Genomic DNA, 16,816 nt, shown 5'->3' on the forward strand with positions numbered 1-16,816 from the left:
GACTCCTCTGTTCCCGATGTCCGGCCGTGAGCGCATCCTGTGTTCACAGAGCATTCTCCAAACGATGGAGTCGAGAACATGAGCGCACAATCGGTCCGCCCCGGTCTTGTCGAATGGCTCGGCTATGTCGTCGGCCGCACACTGCCGGTCGAGTACAACGATTGGGTGAGAAACGATCTCACCGGGCGACATGCGGCCGCGAGACACATTCTTCGCAACGAGCTCGTCTTCTCGCCGTTCTTCGTCGCAGCGCTCTTTCTTCCCGGGCCGTGGATTTTGCGGCTGTCGACCTTGGCGCTCGGATTCATCCTGGGAACCTTCTACACCGTCGCGTACATGAAGCCGCAGCGCGAAGGGCGTCTCCTCGCGCACGGGTTACCCGCAGATCTGTTGACCGCGCACGAGGCAACTCGTCATGACCAGCAGCGCCGCAGCTTCGAGCACGAGTACCGAAGCGGGGCCGCCGATCTGTCTGGTTCACGACTGCAGCCGACCCCCAGGTCGCCCGAGCCTCGTTTCATGTGAACGGAGATCCCATGCAGATCAGAAGAGTTGTGGCCATCCAGGTTCTGGATTCACGGGGGAATCCCACCATCCGGGTGAGCTTGACCGATGATGGTGGCCGCGAATTCGTCGCCGGTGTGCCTGCCGGTGCGTCCACGGGCACGCGCGAAGCGAAGGAGCTGCGTGACGGAGATCCGAATCGCTTCGGTGGGAGGGGGGTGTCGCGTGCCGTGGAGCACGTGAACGACGAGATCGCCGAGCTGGTCACAGCACAGGCGTGGACACGCCTCGCCGATCTGGACGACGCGTTGCGGTCGCTGGACGGCACGACGGACAAATCCCGGCTCGGGGCGAATGCGATCGTCGGAGTGTCGATGGCCGCGGCCCGCGCATTCGCCCACGACAGGAGGGAGCCGCTCTACCGCTATCTCTCATCATTGACGAGAACCGCACTGCGACTGCCGGTTCCGCATTTCAATGTGCTCAATGGCGGCGCGCATGCGGCCAACGCACTCGATTTTCAGGAGTTCATGATCGCTCCCATCGGCGCACCGTGTTACGCCGAGGCGTTGCGGTGGGGAGCCGAGGTGTATGCGTCACTGCGGTCCGAACTGCGCCGGGTTGGTCTGACGAGCGGACTGGGTGACGAAGGTGGCTTCGCCCCCGACATCGCCGATCCCCGACGAGCTTGTGAGTTGCTCGTCGCAGCGATCGGAAACACGGGATTGAACGCCGGTTCTGAGGGCGTCGCGCTCGCGATCGATCCCGCTGCGAACGGGTTCTTCGACGGATCCTCGTATTCGCTGGACGGGAAGGAGATGAGTCCGTCGGCACTGGTTGAGTTCTATCGCGGTCTCATCGACGAGTTCCCGGTGTGGTCCTTGGAAGACGGGTGCGCCGAAGGTGACGACGAGGGGTGGCAGCTGCTGACCCGAGAGCTGGGTGACGTGGTCCAGTTGGTGGGCGACGACATCTTCGTGACCGACCCAGAGACGATCCGAGCCGCTGCCGACGCCGATCTCGCGAACGCCGCTCTCATCAAGGTCAACCAGATCGGGACGGTGTCGGAGACCCTCGACGCGTTGTCAGTGTGCCGTGAGCGCGGGTACGCGGCCATGATCAGCCACCGGTCGGGAGAGACCCCGGACTCCTTCATCGCAGATCTGGCCGTTGGAAGCGGTTGCGGCCAAATCAAATCCGGTGCACCAGCGCGCGGCGAGAGAGTCGCGAAGTACAACCGTCTGCTGGAGATCGCAGCGCAGGAGAACGACGTACCCTATGGTCTCGCCGTACTGCGGGTTGATCGGTGACCGAAGGCCGCTTGGTGATCGTGCGCCACGGTGAGAGCGTCACCAACGCGGCGAGGGTGTTCACCGGGTGGCTCGATGTCGAGCTGACGATGCGGGGCCGTTCTGAGGCCACCCGTGTCGGGCAGACCTTGGCCGAGACCGACTGCATCCCAGACATCATGCACACATCGACCCTCTCGCGATCGCAAGAGTCGGCGCGCCTGATCTGCGAGGCGCTGCCTCGATCACTCGACGCGCACATCACCGCGCATCGGTCGCTGGATGAGCGGCACTACGGGGCGTTCACCGGGCGCGACAAAAGCGACGTTCTAGGTGCTGTTGGCCCCGAATTCTTCGACGAAGCGCGAAATTCACTCATCGTGCCCCCACCACCGCTGTCCGGCAACGATCTGGCACGCCTGAGGAATTCGAGGTGGCCATCGAGCCGCCTGTCGCTGACCGGGATCCTGACGGAGTCCCTCGGTGACGTTGTTCTCCGCGTCTCCAGATTCTGGCAGGAAACGTTGTCGAGTGAACTGGGGGCGGGCGCAACGGTGCTCGTCGTGGCGCACGGAAATTCACTGAGGGCGCTCTTGGTGGTCATCGAGCATCTGTCGCAGTCGGAATTGGCGGCGCGCCGTCTGGGAACGGGTGAGCCGCTGCTCTATCGCTTCGGCCACAACTTCTCGCCCACCGTGCACGGCGGCGAAACCATGAAGCCCCCACCAACAGAGCAGGTCTAGGAATCGACCTTCCAATTCATCGCTTGCACCGACCACCGATTGCCATCCTCGGAGATGAGGTGGCATGACCCGGGGGCGATGGTCTCGTCGATCGTGCCTCCGATGATCGACTCGAGGATGGGTCGTAACACCGCGTCATGACTGACGAGGACCACCGGTCCGCTGGTCGCGGTCTGCGCTGCGTCGACGACGGCGGGCCAGACGCGCTCGAACACATCGGATTGCGGCTCGACTCCAGGGGCGGCATCAACGCGTCCGAACAGTCTGATCACCTCAGTGCGCAGCTCACCGGTCCATTCGCCGTAATCACGATCGTTGAGCCGAGCGTCGACGTGATGGGCGATGGCGGCGGCGTCGGCGATGATCGTCGCTGTGCGCACCGCTCGCTCCAGCGGACTCGACCACACCACGTGAGGGTTCAGGCGAGCGATGTCGGCTGCCACCGCCTTCGCCTGATCGATACCGATGCTGTCGAGTTCGGGATCGGCGAGACCTCGAAGCCGGTCCTCGGCATTGAGCACGGTGCGACCGTGCCGGACGAGAATGATCCGGCTCATCGGTGGGCCTCGTCGGTGTCGCGCGGTACGACGAGTATCGGCATGTCGTGTCGTCCGATCAATCCGTGTGCCACCGACGGTTCGCCGAGAGATTCGAGGAAGGACCGTAGACCGCTGTGCGGTGATCCGACGACAACCATCAGGGAGTCGTTGTCGTGGGCGACGGAGAGGAGAAGACGCGCGGGGTCTCCGTGCGCGCAGTGATACGTCCAGCCGGCGTCGACGTCGCGGAGTGCCGCTACCGCGTCGTGGGCTTGAGAATCGAGGGTGCGTCGGATCTCGTCCTCCCAGTCCGCCGAATCCGGGTCGACCGGCAGGTCGTCGATGTCGACGATGTGAACGACGTGTAGGTGGGCGGCGAGGCGCCGCGCGAGATCGACCGCGAAGGTGAGCGCTGACCCGCTCGCCGATTCGTGATCCCACCCGACGACGAGTGAGGTGGTTGCGGCGCGAGCGTCCGTTGTGCTCGACATGGTGCGATGACGTTCGATGTCGAGTTCGGGATCGTTGTCCATGAGATGGTCCTGCCGTTGTAGTGGGATGTGGCGTAGTTGACAGTTCAGAGTGCGGAGGTCAGGAGGAGTCCCAGAGCGCATGCGGCAACCGACGCTCCGAGTGTGCCGAGGATGTTGACGGCCGCAGCAAGATGCGCCCGCTGCTGGATGAGTCGGACGCTTTCGAAGCTCGCTGTGCTGAAAGTGGTGTAACCGCCGCAGAATCCCGTCCCGAGGACCGTTTGCCACCCGGGTGCTGCACCGTGGAAGAGCGCTGCGCCGGCCAGACCCCCGAGGAAAAAGGAACCCGAGACGTTGATCGCGATGGTCGCCCACGGGACAGTGCTCTTCCATCGGGATTTGACCTCTGCATCGACCACGAACCGGCACACCGCGCCGATCGCCCCTGCGATGATCGTCAGCATCAGTGTCATCGGTCGCCATCCGCTGTACGTCGCAGAGACGCGGCTGCGGTGATGCCGACCCAAGCGGCGATGATGCCACCGACCACACTCGCCGCGGCATATCCGGCTGCCAATCCCGCTGCACCATCGCGGACGAGGAGTGACGCCTCGAGAGCCAGGGTGCTGTAAGTGGTGAATGCGCCGCATACGCCGGTGCCCACGAGCACCCTGGTTCGGCGGCGCCATCCAGAGTCGGGACCCAGACGGGCGAGCGCCTCGAGGAGCCCGCCCAGAACGGCCGCTCCGGCGAGGTTGATCACGAATGTGCCGGTCGGCCACCCGGTGCCATCGTGGGGCAGCAAGAGTTCGATGCCGTACCGTGCCGCTGTTCCCGCTGCTCCCCCGAGTAGAACCAGGCCGAGCGCTTCCGGATGCAAGTGGAACGGGACTCCCGCGCGACCGCCGGAGTCGGGGTCGATCGGCAGCTTGTCGAGGTCTCGTCGCCTGTCACCGGAACGCATGCGCCCACCCATCATCGACATGGGTAGGAACCATCAGCCGTGTGGCGGTTCGAGCAGATGCTCCGGCGGGATCCATCACCGTGTTCGTCAGCCTAGCGTGTGCGGGTCGATCGGCGAATCGGGCCGTAAGCACTGAGGTACTTCGCTCGTCGCGCGCGAACGACATCACGACGCAGCGCCGGATCGCGGGACACGCTCAGATCCATCCTCAGGAGCGCGTACGCCGAGCCGAACAGCACAAGGGTGATCACCGCCATCACGATCCAGAAGATGACTTCGCCGCCGGCAAGCGCCACGAGGGTCACGCCGCCGGTTGCTGTGCCTGCCATCACCATCGTCGCCGCAGCCCACATGGCCGGTGTGGTTCGCCGTTCGCGGCGCAGTCGTCGTTGAATGTCGTTCATCGTCATCTCCTTGGAAGAGAAATCGGTGTTCTCGTCGCTGCTCACCGATCAGGCGGGGAGGAAGACCTTGCCGCTGATGGTGCCGCGAAGGGTGTGGGTGGCGACCGTGGCCCAGGCGGTCAGCAGCACGACGTAGAGGCCGACGGCCATCGCGTGGATGACCGAGATGCCGGCTGCGGTGCCCAGTGCGGTGGCACCGGTGACACAGGTTCCCACCGGGAAGGTGAAGCTCCACCAGGTGAGTGAGAAGCTCAGCCCGCGCCGTGCGGCGTGGATGGTCAGCATGGTGGCGAGGGCGAACATCAGGATGCCGAATCCGCCCATCGCGAAGCCGTATGCGATGCCGAAGATGTGGAGTCCGGTCGCGATGACGGCCTGCTTGCCGACGAACACCGTCGCGGCGTGGGTGCCGAGCAGGTTCGTGGCGGTGATGGACTGGCCGATCATGCCCAGGGTGATCCACACAGTGGGTGCGGCCTGCACGGCGGGCATGCCGCCGTGGACCAGGCGCGAGTAGATCATCGTCATGGTGATCATCCCGAGGAACAGGCTCAGTCCGAACATGGCATAGCAGGCGGCGATGAGCGCGAGCCGCGACTGCCCGGCCGCGACGTGATCGAGCAACAGTGCGCCGGTCGACGCAGACACCATCGGAGGCACGATGGGCATCAACCACGCGGGTAACGCCATGGCGGTGTCGTGATCGTGAGCGGTGATCATCCGGTACGGAATCCACAGACTGGTGGCCAGACCGGTCAGTGTTCCCGCGGTCCACAGGACTGCGTCGATCCACACCGCGGCGCTCGAGCCGATGAGCGCAGGTCCCAACGTGATCGCGCCGGCGCCCACGGTGAGCATCGCCATCGGCGGTGCACCGTAGAACTGCGACATCACCGGGTGTGCGGCGTGGGCACGGGCGTGACCGCGGTGCAGCGTCCAGTGCGCAGCGAAGGCGACTGTCAGCGCGACCAACGCGGTCGACGCGATGAGCCACACCACGGTCGCGAAGGTGTGCAGGCCAGTGAACTGCAGGGGCAGGGTGGCGGCCGCGTTCGCGACGATGCCTGTTCCCATCACCGAGGCGTACCAGTTGGGGGTGATGTGCTCGAGCATCTGGCCGGGGCGACCCAGGTGCCCGAACACGACCGGAGCGCGACGATGCGACTCCGACCGGTCCGCCGGGCGCGCGACGGTTGACGAGGTGAGGTTCACGGTGGTGGACATACATCGATTCTCGGCGGATGGAACGTGCGACACCAGAGAGTGCTGACTTGTGGGGCCACAAACTGCATTTGTGTCCACACGCGCGTAAATCGACCAGTGCAGAAGCGTCCGGGCGCTTCTGCACTGGTCGATGGGAACTCGTGACGGGAGGCGGTGCAGTCAGTTTCCCGTTCCGGCTGCCGCACTCGTGAAGGTCGACGTGGCGGTGTCGACCATGGCGAGCACGGGGCTCGTCGACGGTATGGAGTGACGAGCGGCCAGGCCGCGGTAGTCCGGGTGCGCGACATGGACCACGCCGTCGGCGTCCTGCCAGGCCGAGTAGCGGACGGGGAGATCGATCCCCATGGTCTGCTGCTGCGACAGCAGCGCGGTCGACACAGTGGGATTTCCGACGAGGATCGTCATCGTGGGCCGCAGCGCGACCCCCACGCTCTGCCCCGCCGCTGCGAGATCCACGGTGGCAACCGTGGGCAGTTGCTTGGCTGTGAACGCGGCGGCGTATCGCGCGATCGACTCCGTGACCGACGCGTTGCTTACCTTCTCGACCAGATACGGAACCGACGTCGATGTGACGCTGCCGCCCGCCGCGGCCGATGTCGAGCCCGTTGCCGCGGAGGTGATGGCCGCCGATCCGGTCCGCAGTGCGTCGAGTTGTCCCGAGCTGACCGCCAGCCCGGCGCGTTGCGCGATGTAATCGGCCGAATTGTAGGCGACGAACACCGTGCCACCCGCTGCCTGCCAGACGAGGTACTTCTGCGGCAGATCGATCGCCGTCCGTTGATCGGCCGCCACCACCGGGGCGACCGCGCTTGGATTTCCTCCGATCACGACTGTCGTCGGCCGCAGTTGCTTGCCGATCTTGCTCGCCAACGCTGCGAAGTCGACCGTGGCGGTGACGGTTCCCTTGTCTGAGATGCGCTGCCGCAGCGCGCTGACCGTGTCACTGAAGGAATGTCTGCTGACGTAGACGATGAGTCCCGATTCCTGGGGGGCCGCGTCGCGCGCGGTGGTGTTGGCCGATGTCGACGCGGATGTCGCCGCCGTCGACGACGTGGCCGTGTTCGTCGATGAGGTCGAGCAGGCGGCGAGAAGAACAATGGACGCGGTGGCGACCGTTGCGGTCATAGCGCGCAGAGGACCGGATTTCATGAAGGGTGTTCCTGACGTCAGGTGGGAGCCATCGAGTCGATGGCCTGACGGTCAGTGTCAGGTGACGACAGACCCCTCAGCTACGGGCAGCTGCTTGTGACCTCACAAATTGGCGTTGTCGCACGCGAGAGACGGCCAACCTGATCAGTCTGTGTCAGAGAGGGTTCCGTGGGGTCGTCGCCTAAAGAACTGCTTCCACCAACGCCTTGGTGCGTAGCGAAATAACCGGTAGTCGTCGCGGCCACCCTCGGCGAAGCGCCAGAGGTTGAGCATCACGACGGGACCCCCGGGATCCTCGGCGAGAAAGCGCTTCAGGCCGACACCGCGGGGATCAATGGCCATGCTGGGAGCCTTCCATACTCGGAGCGCCGCCCATCATCGACAACATCCCACGCCCGCCACTGCGGAAGAATCTCACGACGAGGCCGACGGCGAGGATGACGGCGACGATGTTCAGCCATGTGGTGTAGTTCCAACTGATCCCGGCGTCGGGGAGATGGGCGTCGGCACGACTCGGCGCCAGTCCCGTCGGCGTGAAGAGGAGTTCGACCACGTATCCCGCGACGACCATGGCGACGTAGAAGGTCCCCGCGATCATCATGGTCATGCGCCAGCCGTAGTACTTCCGATAGATGTTGAGGATGGGCAGGATCAGCAAATCGGCGAAGACGAACGCGATCACCCCACCGAAGCTGATCCCACCCGTCCACAGAACCACGGCGAGTGGCACATTGCCGACCGAGCAGACAAAGCTGATCACCGCGACGATGGGACCGATCAAGGGTCCCCAGATCGCTGCGAGCACGGGGTGTCCTTCCAGGAACAATCCCTGCCAGAAGCTGTCGGGGACCCAGGCTCCGACTGCGCCGGCGATGAGGAGTCCGATCACCAGGTCTTTCCAGATGGCCGCCCATTCCATCACGAACACGTGACTGACCGAGGTCGCGGCCTCGCGCGACGCCAACCGGCGTAGGAACCCGCCCTTGCGCCGTACCGACATGTCCATGGCCGCATGGCCTTCCATCGAGCCGGACAGGCCCTTGTCGGCCTGCTCCGCCGCATCTCGGATCAGCTTCGTCGTCAGGAGCCTGCGGAACAGCAATGCGACGATGACGATGATCACCGGCCCGCCGATGAATTCGGCCGCCGTGAATTGCCACCCCATCAACAGGAGCAGGATCACCCCGAGCTCGATCACCATGTTGGTCGACGCGATCTGAAAGGTCATGGCGGCGGTGAAATTCGCCCCCTTGCGGAAGAGTGAGCGCGCAAGTGCCACCGCTGCGTACGAACAGGACGACGATGCGATGCCGAAACCGGTCGCGGTGGCGAGGGATCGAGGGCTGTCGTCGCCGAGGAGCCGCACCATGGTTCCGCGGCGGACGACCGCCTGCACGACGGCCGAGAGGAGGAATCCCAGAACCAGCGCCCAGAGGATCTCCCAGGTCATCGAGCCGGTCAGGCGTAGAGCATGTTCTATGGCGTTCATATCAGATCCTGTTCGTGGTCAGATTCGGTAGTCAAGGCGGGTCATCATTCCGGCGTCCTGGTGATAAGCATTGTGGCAGTGCAGCATCCACTGTCCAGGGTTGTCGGCGACGAGATCGACGACGACGCGTTCGCCCGGACGTACGGCTACGGTGTCCTTGCGCGGGCCAGGGGTGCCGTCGGGTCGTCGAACCTGAAATGTGTGGCCGTGCAGATGCATCGGGTGCCACATCGTCGTGGTGTTGGTGAAAGTGAGGCTGGCCCGTTGGCCCTGGGTGATCATGATGGGTTCCATCTGCTCGTAGACCCGCCCGTTGATGGTCCACTGGTACTTGCTCATGGTGCCCGCGAGTATCGCTTGCAGTGCGGCGTCCTCGCGGCCGGTGGGCAATGTGACGTCGTCGGTGGCGACGAAGGTGTCGACGGTACCGACGAATCCGTCCAACTCGGCAGGACGAACGTTCACCGCGGGTGTGGCCCCCGCGCCGGTGCGCAGCAGCGCGCGAGCGGTGCCGGTCTTCCCCTCTGGAGACGCCACCAGAGGGAATACCCCGTCTTTCACCGTGACGAGCACGTCGTAGCGTTCGGACATCCCGATCAGGAGCGCGTCGACGTCAGTCGGTGTCACCGGGAAACCGTCGGTGTGGGTCACGGTCATCCGGTGCCCACCCAGTGCGACACGGAAGGCGGTGTCCGCACCGGCGTTGATGATGCGGATACGAATTCGTTGTCCCGGCGCAGCAGTGAATGTCGTCGGCGCGTTGGCGATTCGCCCGTTGACCAGGTAGAGCGGGTAGGCGACGTCTCCGGCGTCGCCACCGAGGAGAGCGCTCGTGCCGACCCCACTCGTTGAGCCTCCCGACATGCCGCCCATGGACATGCCGCCCTTCTGAAGCGACGTGAGGATGTCTCGGGGACTGTTCCCGACACCGTCGGTCCAGTCGTCGAGAACCACGATCCATTCCTTGTCGTGATCGTGCGGCTCACGAGGGTCGTCGATGATGATCGGAGCGTAGAGGCCGAAGTCACTCTGCAATCCGACGTGCGGATGCGCCCAATATGTTCCGGAGTCCGGTACCGAGAAGCGGTAGGTGAAGGCGTCGCCTGCGGCGATGTCCGGAGTCGCCGGTGCCGCTCCGTCCATGTCATTGCGCAATGCGATTCCGTGCCAGTGCACCGATGTCGCGTCGGTCAGTGCGTTGCGCGTGGTGATCGACAATTCGTCGCCGACGTTGGCGCGGATGACCGAGCCCGGAATGGTGTCGCCGTATGCGTAGGTGTTCACAACCGGGCCGCCGAGATCGATGTCGGTTCGCCGCGGATCGAGGGTGTACGAGACCGTCCGTCCGGTGTGCGGTCGTCGGGCCTCGGCGGCATCGATCGCACTCTTGTTGACCCGGTGTGCGTCGACCGGACTGACCGCACGCGTGCCGCACGCGGCGGCGGCGGCGGTGAGGCCCATGGCCGCAGCTCCCAGAAAGGTTCGCCGACTGACCGGACGCGTGGTGATGTTCGAGGTGTTCATGAAGTCTCTCCAGATGATGAGTGCGCGCAGCGGCTGATGTCGCAGCGCAGGCCGGCCTGGTGGGCGGTGTCGTCGAACAGACGACGTGCCGCAGGCGTCACTCAGATCTGTAGAACACTCTTGTCGTGGAGAATTGTCACGCCGGTCGTCGGAGGGCTACGCGAGCTGTGCGTTCGTCGCGAGGACGGAGGCGTCACCTCATCGGCCGGAAGTGCGCGTGTGGCGAGGACGGCCGGGTCGTGGTGGTCGACAGCCGCGCCCGTGGGGATCGCCAGGTCGACCGTCGAATGGTTCGAGCAGTGGGCGGTGGGTGCCGAAGCTGTCTCGTGATGCGCGCGGCGCACACTCGGTACGGCAGTGGCCGCCGACTCCGCCTGATGGGACGCGGCGAGGGCGACCGCGCCCTCCGGTTGCTGCGCTGACGTGCCGTCGACGCAGAAACACAGTCGGATCGTCGCGAGTACGGCGAGCACGACCATGACATAGAAGGTCGCGACGATCGGTCGCCGCGTGCCACGAGGCAATACCCCTGTGCCCGTTGCGGCGGTCCCGATCTGCATGCCATCGAATCTATACCCCTATGGGGTACCCGTCGAGTCCTCGGCGGTGCGGCGCCTCGCGTCCGACCACGGGTGGCGACGTCCAGGCGAAGCATCTGCGCGGCCGCGTCAGCTTCGTGACGCCGCCACGTGCCCGACGAGATCCCGGATCGCCCCGGCAGGGGGAGTCCGGCCGCCCATCCACACGGCTCTCAGGTCACGGCGGAGACCGATGCCGTCGGTGGCGACGGCCACGAGCCGACCGAGTGTGAGGTCGTCGGCCACCGACAGGCGACTCAGAACTGCCGGGCCGGCGTTTGCCAAGACAGCGGATCGGACGCCCGAGGCAGTGGTCATCTCCATCGCGGGCGCAGCCTGCGGATGGGTGGGACCGAGCGCCAGACGCATCGCGTAGGACAGAAAGTCGCGTGTCCCCGATCCTGTTTCGCGGGTGACCAGCGACGTCGTGCTCAACTCCTCGGCCGTCACCGGACGCGTTCGCTTCGCCCACGGGTGCGCCCGCGCGACGACGACGACGAGTTCGTCGTGGTCGACGATGCGGCTGCGCACTCCCTTCGGTGTTCCCGGACTCTCGACGAAGCCGAGATCTACGTCTCCGTCGCGTACGGCGGCGATCGCCTGCTCGCTGTTGGATGCCACCAGCGTCACCTCCGGGGGCGCAACGCCGAGCCGGATCGACTCGGCTCGCTGCGACATCAACCACCGAGGTAGGAGCTGTTCGGCGATCGTCAGGCTCGCCGCGACCCGAAGGTGCGCGCGTGCGTCCGTGCGGAGCGAGGCCAACCCGGAATCGAGGCGGTGAGCGGTGTCGAGAAGTCCGTCGGCCCACTCCGCCACGACGCGACCGGCGGGGGTGAGGGTGGAACCACGGCTGGTTCGAATGACCATCTGGACTCCGGTCTGCGCCTCCATCGAGCGGATGCGAGCAGAGACGGCCTGCTGTGTCAGATTCAGCTGATGTGCAGCAGCGGTGAGACTGCCGCCGGCAGCGACAGCAGTGAGAACCTCGAAGGCGGTCAGATCCGGCATGCGTGAACTCAGGGCCACGATCGCACCATAGCTCATCGTCCACAACCACGGATTGTGGCGGTCCGGCAGTACGGAGCGCCGCGATCAACCCGAGTCGGACGGGGTGGCCTCCTGAGATGTTCGGGCGAGTCAGAGTGTCAGGACAGCTGTGGGCGGGGTGCGGCGGTGGCGAGGTGGGAGTTCACACGGACCAGCGGAGCGTGCGGGTCGTTGGTCTGCGGGACGGACTGCAGGGCGAACTCGTTGATAGCGCCCGGCCGGAAAACGAGGCAGTGTGTCGACCCGCCGAACTGGAAGTAGCCCAGCTCGTCGCCCTTTCCGATGTGTGCCCCGGGGCGGACGTCGTCGGAGATCAGACACGAGGACACCTCCGACATCCCGATGGCCACGAACGCCATCCGCCCGATCACCGGGTTGTCGGCGTCGATGACGATGATCGCCCGCGCCGAGACGTGCGCGAGGTACGACTGGGAGTGGGTCGGCTGCAGCGCGTCGCCTTGGCCGTCGGCTTCGGAGAAGTAGGTGCCGTCGACGAGTCGTGTGCTCACGATGGTGCCCGCGACCGGGCTGTGCCAGCGGTGGTAGTTGAAAGCACTGAGGAACGCCTGGTAGACGGTCCCGCCGTCGAACGCGTCCACCGACGGGTCGTTGTCGAGCAGATCGGCGAGCGAGTACGGCTGCCCCTTGACCCAGAACGATTCACGCAGTGAGACATCGGTACTGATGCGGTAGGGCGTGGACTCACACGCACTGACGATGACGGAGTCGTCGTCGGGGGCGGCGACGGGACGCGCTCCGGGCGTGAAGGTCCGGGTGAAGAAATCGTTCCATGACGAGAAACCCGCATGCTCGTCATCGGGGTTGTGTTCGAACTCATCGAACCCGATCTTGTCGCGCGCCTCCTGACAGAGCCAGCCCGAGGGAGAGTCGTCGAGGACGTACCGCGAACCGGGGCTGCTCAGGAACTCGCACCAGGCCGTCAAGATCTTCTTCAGCATGGCGTTCACGCGGGGGTCGCGGAACGCGGAATGTCCCGCGGCGGTTCCCATCGACCAATCGAGAATCGCGCCGAGAGGTGTGACGACGGAGTTGGGACCGTATTCAGGTGCGACGGTGAGGACCTCGTCGATCAGACGCAACAACTGGGGGAGATCCTGTACGTGTCGGTCGCGGTAGGTCCTGCCCGTCGGGACCTGCTCGATCATCTTCTCCAGGTACATACGGACCACCGGATCCGCGTCGATCAGCTCCTGAAACTCGACGATGACCGGGTGTACCACGCGGCCATCGGTCGACTCGGCCTTCTCGCGGTGCCCCCGCAACCACTGCTCGAGGTCGTCCTGCTCAGCGGGGAGCCAGCCACCCTGGCGGCGGGAATCGGAATGCGACTTGTCTACGGTCATAATGCGACGCTACACCAGAACTTCGACATGTGTTGCAGCACAATGATACTGAGAACATTCTGAGGATGTGCGGCATGGAACCGTCCTGCTGCCCCAGTTCGGGGTGATGTGCCCGAACACGCGCGGGCGGCACTGCGAGGCCGAATCGACGCGGTGCGTCGAATGCCGGGTCCGCAGGGTGTGGAAGCGAGTGACGGTGCTCGTTCATCGAGTCTCGGCGCGAACCATCAGCAGGGGTAGAGGGAGCAACGTTGTGGGGCTACAAGCTCACGTTGTGGTCTGGTCTCGGTCTCGGTGCAGTGTGAGTCGCCCCCAGGAGTTGTTCACGTAGCCCTTCGGGTTCCACAGCTCGGCGGCCGAGGCGGGCTGTGTCGCGGCCGCGTCGTCCCAGGCGCGGGCACACAACTCCACGGCGGGAGCGTCGAGGGGGACGACTGCCGACCAGCGGCGCCATGCCCAGGGTCCCTGCGGCTGTGCCAAGTCCGCTTCCATCCACGTCGCCCCCTGGTCGGTCGACACCTGTACCCGCGAGATGCCCCGTTCGTCTCCGGCGAAGGCGTACCCGCCTACCAGGACCTCGGCGGCGTCGATCGGTGTGGCCGGGTCTGGGTAGAGGAAGTCGCAGTTGAGGGCAACTGACGACAGGGAGATGCCGTCGCCGGGTCCGGCTGTGTCGGGGTCGGCGTCGACGGGCAGCACCCGGTAGGCGACTCGTTGAAACCAATTGTCCGATGGGCTTTCTCGTACTGTGATGCTGTCGACCCACTTGACCGAGCGGGCGCCGATGTAGCCGGGTACGACCACGCGCATCGGACCGCCATGCAGCCGTGGGAGGGGTTGCCCGTTCATTGCCCAGGCGAGCATGGTCCCCGGCGACATCGCCTTGCTCAGCTCGATCGAGCTGCCGTACCGCTGCGGTGGTGTTGCCAGATCGGAGACATCGGGACCGATGAATTCAACGTGGTCTGTGCTGTTGTCGGCGACATCGCAGGCGCGGAGTAGATCGGCGAGCGCCACGCCGCTCCACCGCGCGGTTGATGTCGCGCACTGCGTCCACGGATCTTCGCCGGGGATGTCGCGTACCGCGATGAGCCCGGCGCGTCGGTTGCCTGCGCACTGCAGCGTCGCGACGGTGGACACCTCATCGAATTCGTGACGGATCTCGTCCAAGGAAAATGTGCGGGTCGCTCCGCGGCCGTTCGACACGGTCAGTCGCCACTGCGCTGGATCGATGTCCGGGATGGGGCCGTGATTGCGGCTGTAAAACGTGTCGTGGGCCGTCAGCGACTCCGCGGCCAGCGCGGCCGGTGACGGTTCGGCGTTGTAGGGATCGACCTCGTGTACACGGGTGTCGGCTCGTTTGTTCCACATGGTTCTCCTCGGCGATCACGAGGAACCCGCGTCGTCTGCACGAGTTCGGGATGTGGTCCAGGGTTGCACATCGCACGCGGCGCTGTGGTCTGTCTCAGGCCGAGGACAGCCGAGCGGTGTAGATCGAGTAGCCGTCGATCCACCGGGTGATGGCGGTGGCGATGACGGTGGCGACCATCATCGGCACCATCAACCCGAAACCGCTGTGGGTGAGTTCGAGCACCAACACGAGTGCCGCGAGCGGGGCCTGCATCCCGGCGCCGATCATGGCGGCCGCACCGATGAGCGCATAGGCCCCGATGGGACTCCCCGGCCATACCTGGCTCCATGCGATGCCGAGCGCGGCGCCGAGGACCGCGCCGGTGCTCATCACCGGGGTGAAGAGACCGCCGGACGCCCCTGCACCCAGGCAGAGTGCGGTGACGAGAGGTTTGAGCACCGCCAGCGCCGCCAACAACCCGATGCTGCCCACGCCCACAAACGCGTCGTGGGCCATCCCTTTGCCGTTGCCGTACAGCTGTGGAAAGGCCACAGCGACACCGGCGAGCACAGCGAACGCGATCATCGGCGCGATGAGAACCCAGCGGCCCCGCGCCTGATGGTGCGAGACCCATCCGATGACGCGTATGTATCCAGCAGCGACGATCCCGACGATCGGCCCGAGGACTGCGGCCCACACCAGCAGTCGGAGGTCGAACCGGTACTCGGGGATGTCGAGGTACGTGGCGTGTTCGGGGAGGTACACCCAGGCCACGGCCGTTGCGGTCGCGGCGCACGCCAGGGCCGGCAACACCAGTGGCAGCGCCACCGCGCCCATCAGCACCTCGGCGGCGAACAGGGCACCGCCGAGCGGCACGTTGTACACCGCCGCCAGCCCGGCACCGCCGCCACACGCGACGAGCAGCCGCTGCTGCGCCGCCGACATCCCGGCCCACTCCGCCGCGACGCTGCCCGACACCGCGCCCATCAACTTCGGCGCGGCCTCGCGCCCGAGCGACGCACCGAGACCGATCACGATCTCCGACAACACAGACGTACCGAGACTCCGTCGGAACGACAGGCGGCCCTCGCCGGTCCACAGGACCTCGTCGGCCTCGGATTTCCGGCCGGGGGTGAAGCGCCGCAACAGGAACCACCCGACGCCGGCGATCACGCCACCGATCAGCAACGGGGTCACGCGGCGCCACCCGTCGGCGGCGGCGACCGCGGCCGAGAACCCCTGACCGTCGCTGCTCACTCCGAACGCGGCATGCTCGACGGTGAACAGGATGAGCATGAGCAGTACACCGAAGAAGCCGGTGACGATTCCGGTCACGATGACCAGAGCCCAGAACCTCGCGGTGAGGTGTGCCTCGCCGTCACCTGTCGCGTTGGGTTGCAACATCGCGCCGCGGCCCGACGGAAGGCGCTTCTTCAGCAGCGGGGTGGGGATGCGCTCGCGGTCGGTCAACGACGGTGCCGATGGCTCATGGCTTCATCCTCGGATACGACCGACCGCGATGTCGACCATCGCAGAATCGACGAGGGAGTACGCCATGGTCATCGCGGCCAAATCGGAGCGCATTCGCGCTGCTCATGTTGAACCGCTCAATGCGCTTGTCGACACATGGCGCGGCCAAGCGCCGGAACAGCTCGTCCCGTGGTTCGACCCCGACGACGGAGGCGTCGATGCGCGGGTGCTCATCCTCATGGAGTCGCCGGCACCGAGCACGGTGCGAGCAGGGGGTACCGGGTTCTGTTCGGAGGACAACCCGGATCGCAGCAACGAGTTGCTGTCGCGTCTGCGCGCGGCGGCGGGCGTGCCACGGTCGGCCTGCCTGAAGTGGAATGTCGTGCCGTGGGCGGTGCTCGACGCCGCCGGCCATCCGACGTCGCCGTCGGCCGGCGACCTTCGCGCGGCCGCGGTGTATCTCGACGAACTCCTCGTGGTGGCATCCCGTATCGAGGTCGTGATCACCCTTGGCCGGCCGGCGATGCTCGGCTTCATGAACCAGACGTCGCGGAGTCGACAACCTCTACGCCGTGTTGTCGCCGCGCCGCATCCGTCGCAGCGCAACGCCGGGGCGCGAGCGGAGTCGATCGCCCGCATCGAGAACGCCTTCGCGTCGGTGGCGGCGTTCCTGAGGGAATCAGCAAAATGACGACCGATAG

General features: G+C 65.7%; 18 protein-coding genes and 1 riboswitch. Of the genes, 4 read left to right on the plus strand and 14 right to left on the minus strand.

The genetic code is table 11. The features are described 5' to 3' along the window. Window positions 1–78: 78 nt before the first annotated feature. From LX13_RS06290 to LX13_RS06300, 3 genes are read left to right on the plus strand one after another with little or no spacing between them, the layout of a single operon-like run. The gene (locus LX13_RS06290; RefSeq protein WP_253660409.1) at window positions 79–525 is read left to right on the plus strand and encodes a DUF5313 family protein; all 447 of its coding nucleotides are present in this window, start codon (window positions 79–81) and stop codon (window positions 523–525) included. A gap of 11 nt (window positions 526–536) precedes the next feature. After that, complete coding sequence (gene eno / locus LX13_RS06295) at window positions 537–1,814, plus strand: phosphopyruvate hydratase (protein ID WP_253660410.1); 1,278 nt, start codon at window positions 537–539, stop codon at window positions 1,812–1,814. Beyond that, window positions 1,811–2,536 carry a 2,3-bisphosphoglycerate-dependent phosphoglycerate mutase gene (locus LX13_RS06300; RefSeq protein WP_253660411.1) on the plus strand — a complete coding sequence of 242 codons (726 nt, stop codon included), beginning with the start codon at window positions 1,811–1,813 and terminating at the stop codon, window positions 2,534–2,536. Before eno ends, LX13_RS06300 begins: the two co-directional genes overlap by 4 nt. Here the strand turns inward: LX13_RS06300 and LX13_RS06305 are convergent. From LX13_RS06305 to LX13_RS06370, 14 genes are all read right to left on the minus strand, one after another. Next, window positions 2,533–3,093, minus strand: a complete 561-nt coding sequence (locus tag LX13_RS06305; RefSeq protein WP_253660412.1) for a histidine phosphatase family protein — start codon at window positions 3,091–3,093, stop codon at window positions 2,533–2,535. The genes LX13_RS06300 and LX13_RS06305 overlap by 4 nt on opposite strands. After that, a complete protein-coding gene (locus LX13_RS06310; RefSeq protein ID WP_229704811.1) occupies window positions 3,090–3,608 on the minus strand; it encodes a universal stress protein in 519 nt (172 codons plus the stop codon). Before LX13_RS06310 ends, LX13_RS06305 begins: the two co-directional genes overlap by 4 nt. A 44-nt stretch (window positions 3,609–3,652) precedes the next feature. Further along, window positions 3,653–4,021, minus strand: coding sequence for a fluoride efflux transporter CrcB (gene crcB, locus LX13_RS06315; RefSeq protein ID WP_188486271.1), 369 nt, complete (start codon window positions 4,019–4,021; stop codon window positions 3,653–3,655). Then, the gene (locus tag LX13_RS06320) at window positions 4,018–4,512 is read right to left on the minus strand and encodes a fluoride efflux transporter FluC (RefSeq protein WP_188486273.1); all 495 of its coding nucleotides are present in this window, start codon (window positions 4,510–4,512) and stop codon (window positions 4,018–4,020) included. The genes crcB and LX13_RS06320 overlap by 4 nt, the downstream gene beginning before the upstream one ends. Before the next feature lie 17 nt (window positions 4,513–4,529). Continuing rightward, window positions 4,530–4,601: riboswitch (Fluoride riboswitch) on the minus strand. 3 nt (window positions 4,602–4,604) lie between these two features. Continuing rightward, window positions 4,605–4,961 (minus strand): hypothetical protein, encoded by a 357-nt coding sequence (locus tag LX13_RS06325; protein ID WP_253660413.1) that lies wholly within the window; start codon window positions 4,959–4,961, stop codon window positions 4,605–4,607. Between the two features lie 3 nt (window positions 4,962–4,964). Further along, a complete protein-coding gene (locus LX13_RS06330) occupies window positions 4,965–6,140 on the minus strand; it encodes a TDT family transporter (RefSeq protein ID WP_253660414.1) in 1,176 nt (391 codons plus the stop codon). Between the two features lie 159 nt (window positions 6,141–6,299). Continuing rightward, the gene (locus tag LX13_RS06335) at window positions 6,300–7,265 is read right to left on the minus strand and encodes a DUF302 domain-containing protein (protein WP_188486279.1); all 966 of its coding nucleotides are present in this window, start codon (window positions 7,263–7,265) and stop codon (window positions 6,300–6,302) included. A 355-nt stretch (window positions 7,266–7,620) separates the two neighbouring features. Beyond that, window positions 7,621–8,778, minus strand: a complete 1,158-nt coding sequence (locus LX13_RS06340; RefSeq protein ID WP_253660415.1) for a permease — start codon at window positions 8,776–8,778, stop codon at window positions 7,621–7,623. An 18-nt stretch (window positions 8,779–8,796) separates the two neighbouring features. Then, window positions 8,797–10,302 carry a multicopper oxidase family protein gene (locus tag LX13_RS06345; protein ID WP_253660416.1) on the minus strand — a complete coding sequence of 502 codons (1,506 nt, stop codon included), beginning with the start codon at window positions 10,300–10,302 and terminating at the stop codon, window positions 8,797–8,799. A 101-nt stretch (window positions 10,303–10,403) separates the two neighbouring features. After that, complete coding sequence (locus LX13_RS06350) at window positions 10,404–10,862, minus strand: hypothetical protein (RefSeq protein WP_253660417.1); 459 nt, start codon at window positions 10,860–10,862, stop codon at window positions 10,404–10,406. A gap of 108 nt (window positions 10,863–10,970) precedes the next feature. Next, complete coding sequence (locus LX13_RS06355) at window positions 10,971–11,909, minus strand: LysR family transcriptional regulator (RefSeq protein WP_253660587.1); 939 nt, start codon at window positions 11,907–11,909, stop codon at window positions 10,971–10,973. 119 nt (window positions 11,910–12,028) lie between these two features. Next, window positions 12,029–13,294 carry a phosphatidylserine decarboxylase family protein gene (locus LX13_RS06360; protein ID WP_253660418.1) on the minus strand — a complete coding sequence of 422 codons (1,266 nt, stop codon included), beginning with the start codon at window positions 13,292–13,294 and terminating at the stop codon, window positions 12,029–12,031. Window positions 13,295–13,561: 267 nt separating this feature from the next. Next, complete coding sequence (locus LX13_RS06365; protein WP_253660419.1) at window positions 13,562–14,665, minus strand: sulfite oxidase; 1,104 nt, start codon at window positions 14,663–14,665, stop codon at window positions 13,562–13,564. 94 nt (window positions 14,666–14,759) lie between these two features. Further along, complete coding sequence (locus LX13_RS06370; protein WP_253660420.1) at window positions 14,760–16,115, minus strand: chloride channel protein; 1,356 nt, start codon at window positions 16,113–16,115, stop codon at window positions 14,760–14,762. 85 nt (window positions 16,116–16,200) lie between these two features. On the opposite strand from LX13_RS06370, the gene LX13_RS06375 reads away from it, so the two are divergent. Then, window positions 16,201–16,806 (plus strand): uracil-DNA glycosylase, encoded by a 606-nt coding sequence (locus tag LX13_RS06375; RefSeq protein ID WP_253660421.1) that lies wholly within the window; start codon window positions 16,201–16,203, stop codon window positions 16,804–16,806. Window positions 16,807–16,816: the final 10 nt, after the last annotated feature.

This window comes from Williamsia maris (assembly GCF_024171815.1).
Classification (GTDB): Bacteria; Actinomycetota; Actinomycetes; order Mycobacteriales; family Mycobacteriaceae; genus Williamsia_A; species Williamsia_A maris.

What these genes read in the sequence shown, in the direction of transcription:
- LX13_RS06290 (WP_253660409.1), top strand. Translation starts at nt 79, where the DNA reads ATGAGCGCACAATCGGTCCGCCCCGGTCTTGTCGAATGGCTCGGCTAT.
- eno (WP_253660410.1), top strand. Translation starts at nt 537, where the DNA reads ATGCAGATCAGAAGAGTTGTGGCCATCCAGGTTCTGGATTCACGGGGG.
- LX13_RS06305 (WP_253660412.1), bottom strand. Translation starts at nt 3,093, where the DNA reads ATGAGCCGGATCATTCTCGTCCGGCACGGTCGCACCGTGCTCAATGCC.
- LX13_RS06310 (WP_229704811.1), bottom strand. Translation starts at nt 3,608, where the DNA reads ATGGACAACGATCCCGAACTCGACATCGAACGTCATCGCACCATGTCG.
- crcB (WP_188486271.1), bottom strand. Translation starts at nt 4,021, where the DNA reads ATGACACTGATGCTGACGATCATCGCAGGGGCGATCGGCGCGGTGTGC.
- LX13_RS06320 (WP_188486273.1), bottom strand. Translation starts at nt 4,512, where the DNA reads ATGCGTTCCGGTGACAGGCGACGAGACCTCGACAAGCTGCCGATCGAC.
- LX13_RS06330 (WP_253660414.1), bottom strand. Translation starts at nt 6,140, where the DNA reads ATGTCCACCACCGTGAACCTCACCTCGTCAACCGTCGCGCGCCCGGCG.
- LX13_RS06335 (WP_188486279.1), bottom strand. Translation starts at nt 7,265, where the DNA reads ATGACCGCAACGGTCGCCACCGCGTCCATTGTTCTTCTCGCCGCCTGC.
- LX13_RS06340 (WP_253660415.1), bottom strand. Translation starts at nt 8,778, where the DNA reads ATGAACGCCATAGAACATGCTCTACGCCTGACCGGCTCGATGACCTGG.
- LX13_RS06345 (WP_253660416.1), bottom strand. Translation starts at nt 10,302, where the DNA reads ATGAACACCTCGAACATCACCACGCGTCCGGTCAGTCGGCGAACCTTT.
- LX13_RS06350 (WP_253660417.1), bottom strand. Translation starts at nt 10,862, where the DNA reads ATGCAGATCGGGACCGCCGCAACGGGCACAGGGGTATTGCCTCGTGGC.
- LX13_RS06360 (WP_253660418.1), bottom strand. Translation starts at nt 13,294, where the DNA reads ATGACCGTAGACAAGTCGCATTCCGATTCCCGCCGCCAGGGTGGCTGG.
- LX13_RS06365 (WP_253660419.1), bottom strand. Translation starts at nt 14,665, where the DNA reads ATGTGGAACAAACGAGCCGACACCCGTGTACACGAGGTCGATCCCTAC.
- LX13_RS06375 (WP_253660421.1), top strand. Translation starts at nt 16,201, where the DNA reads ATGGTCATCGCGGCCAAATCGGAGCGCATTCGCGCTGCTCATGTTGAA.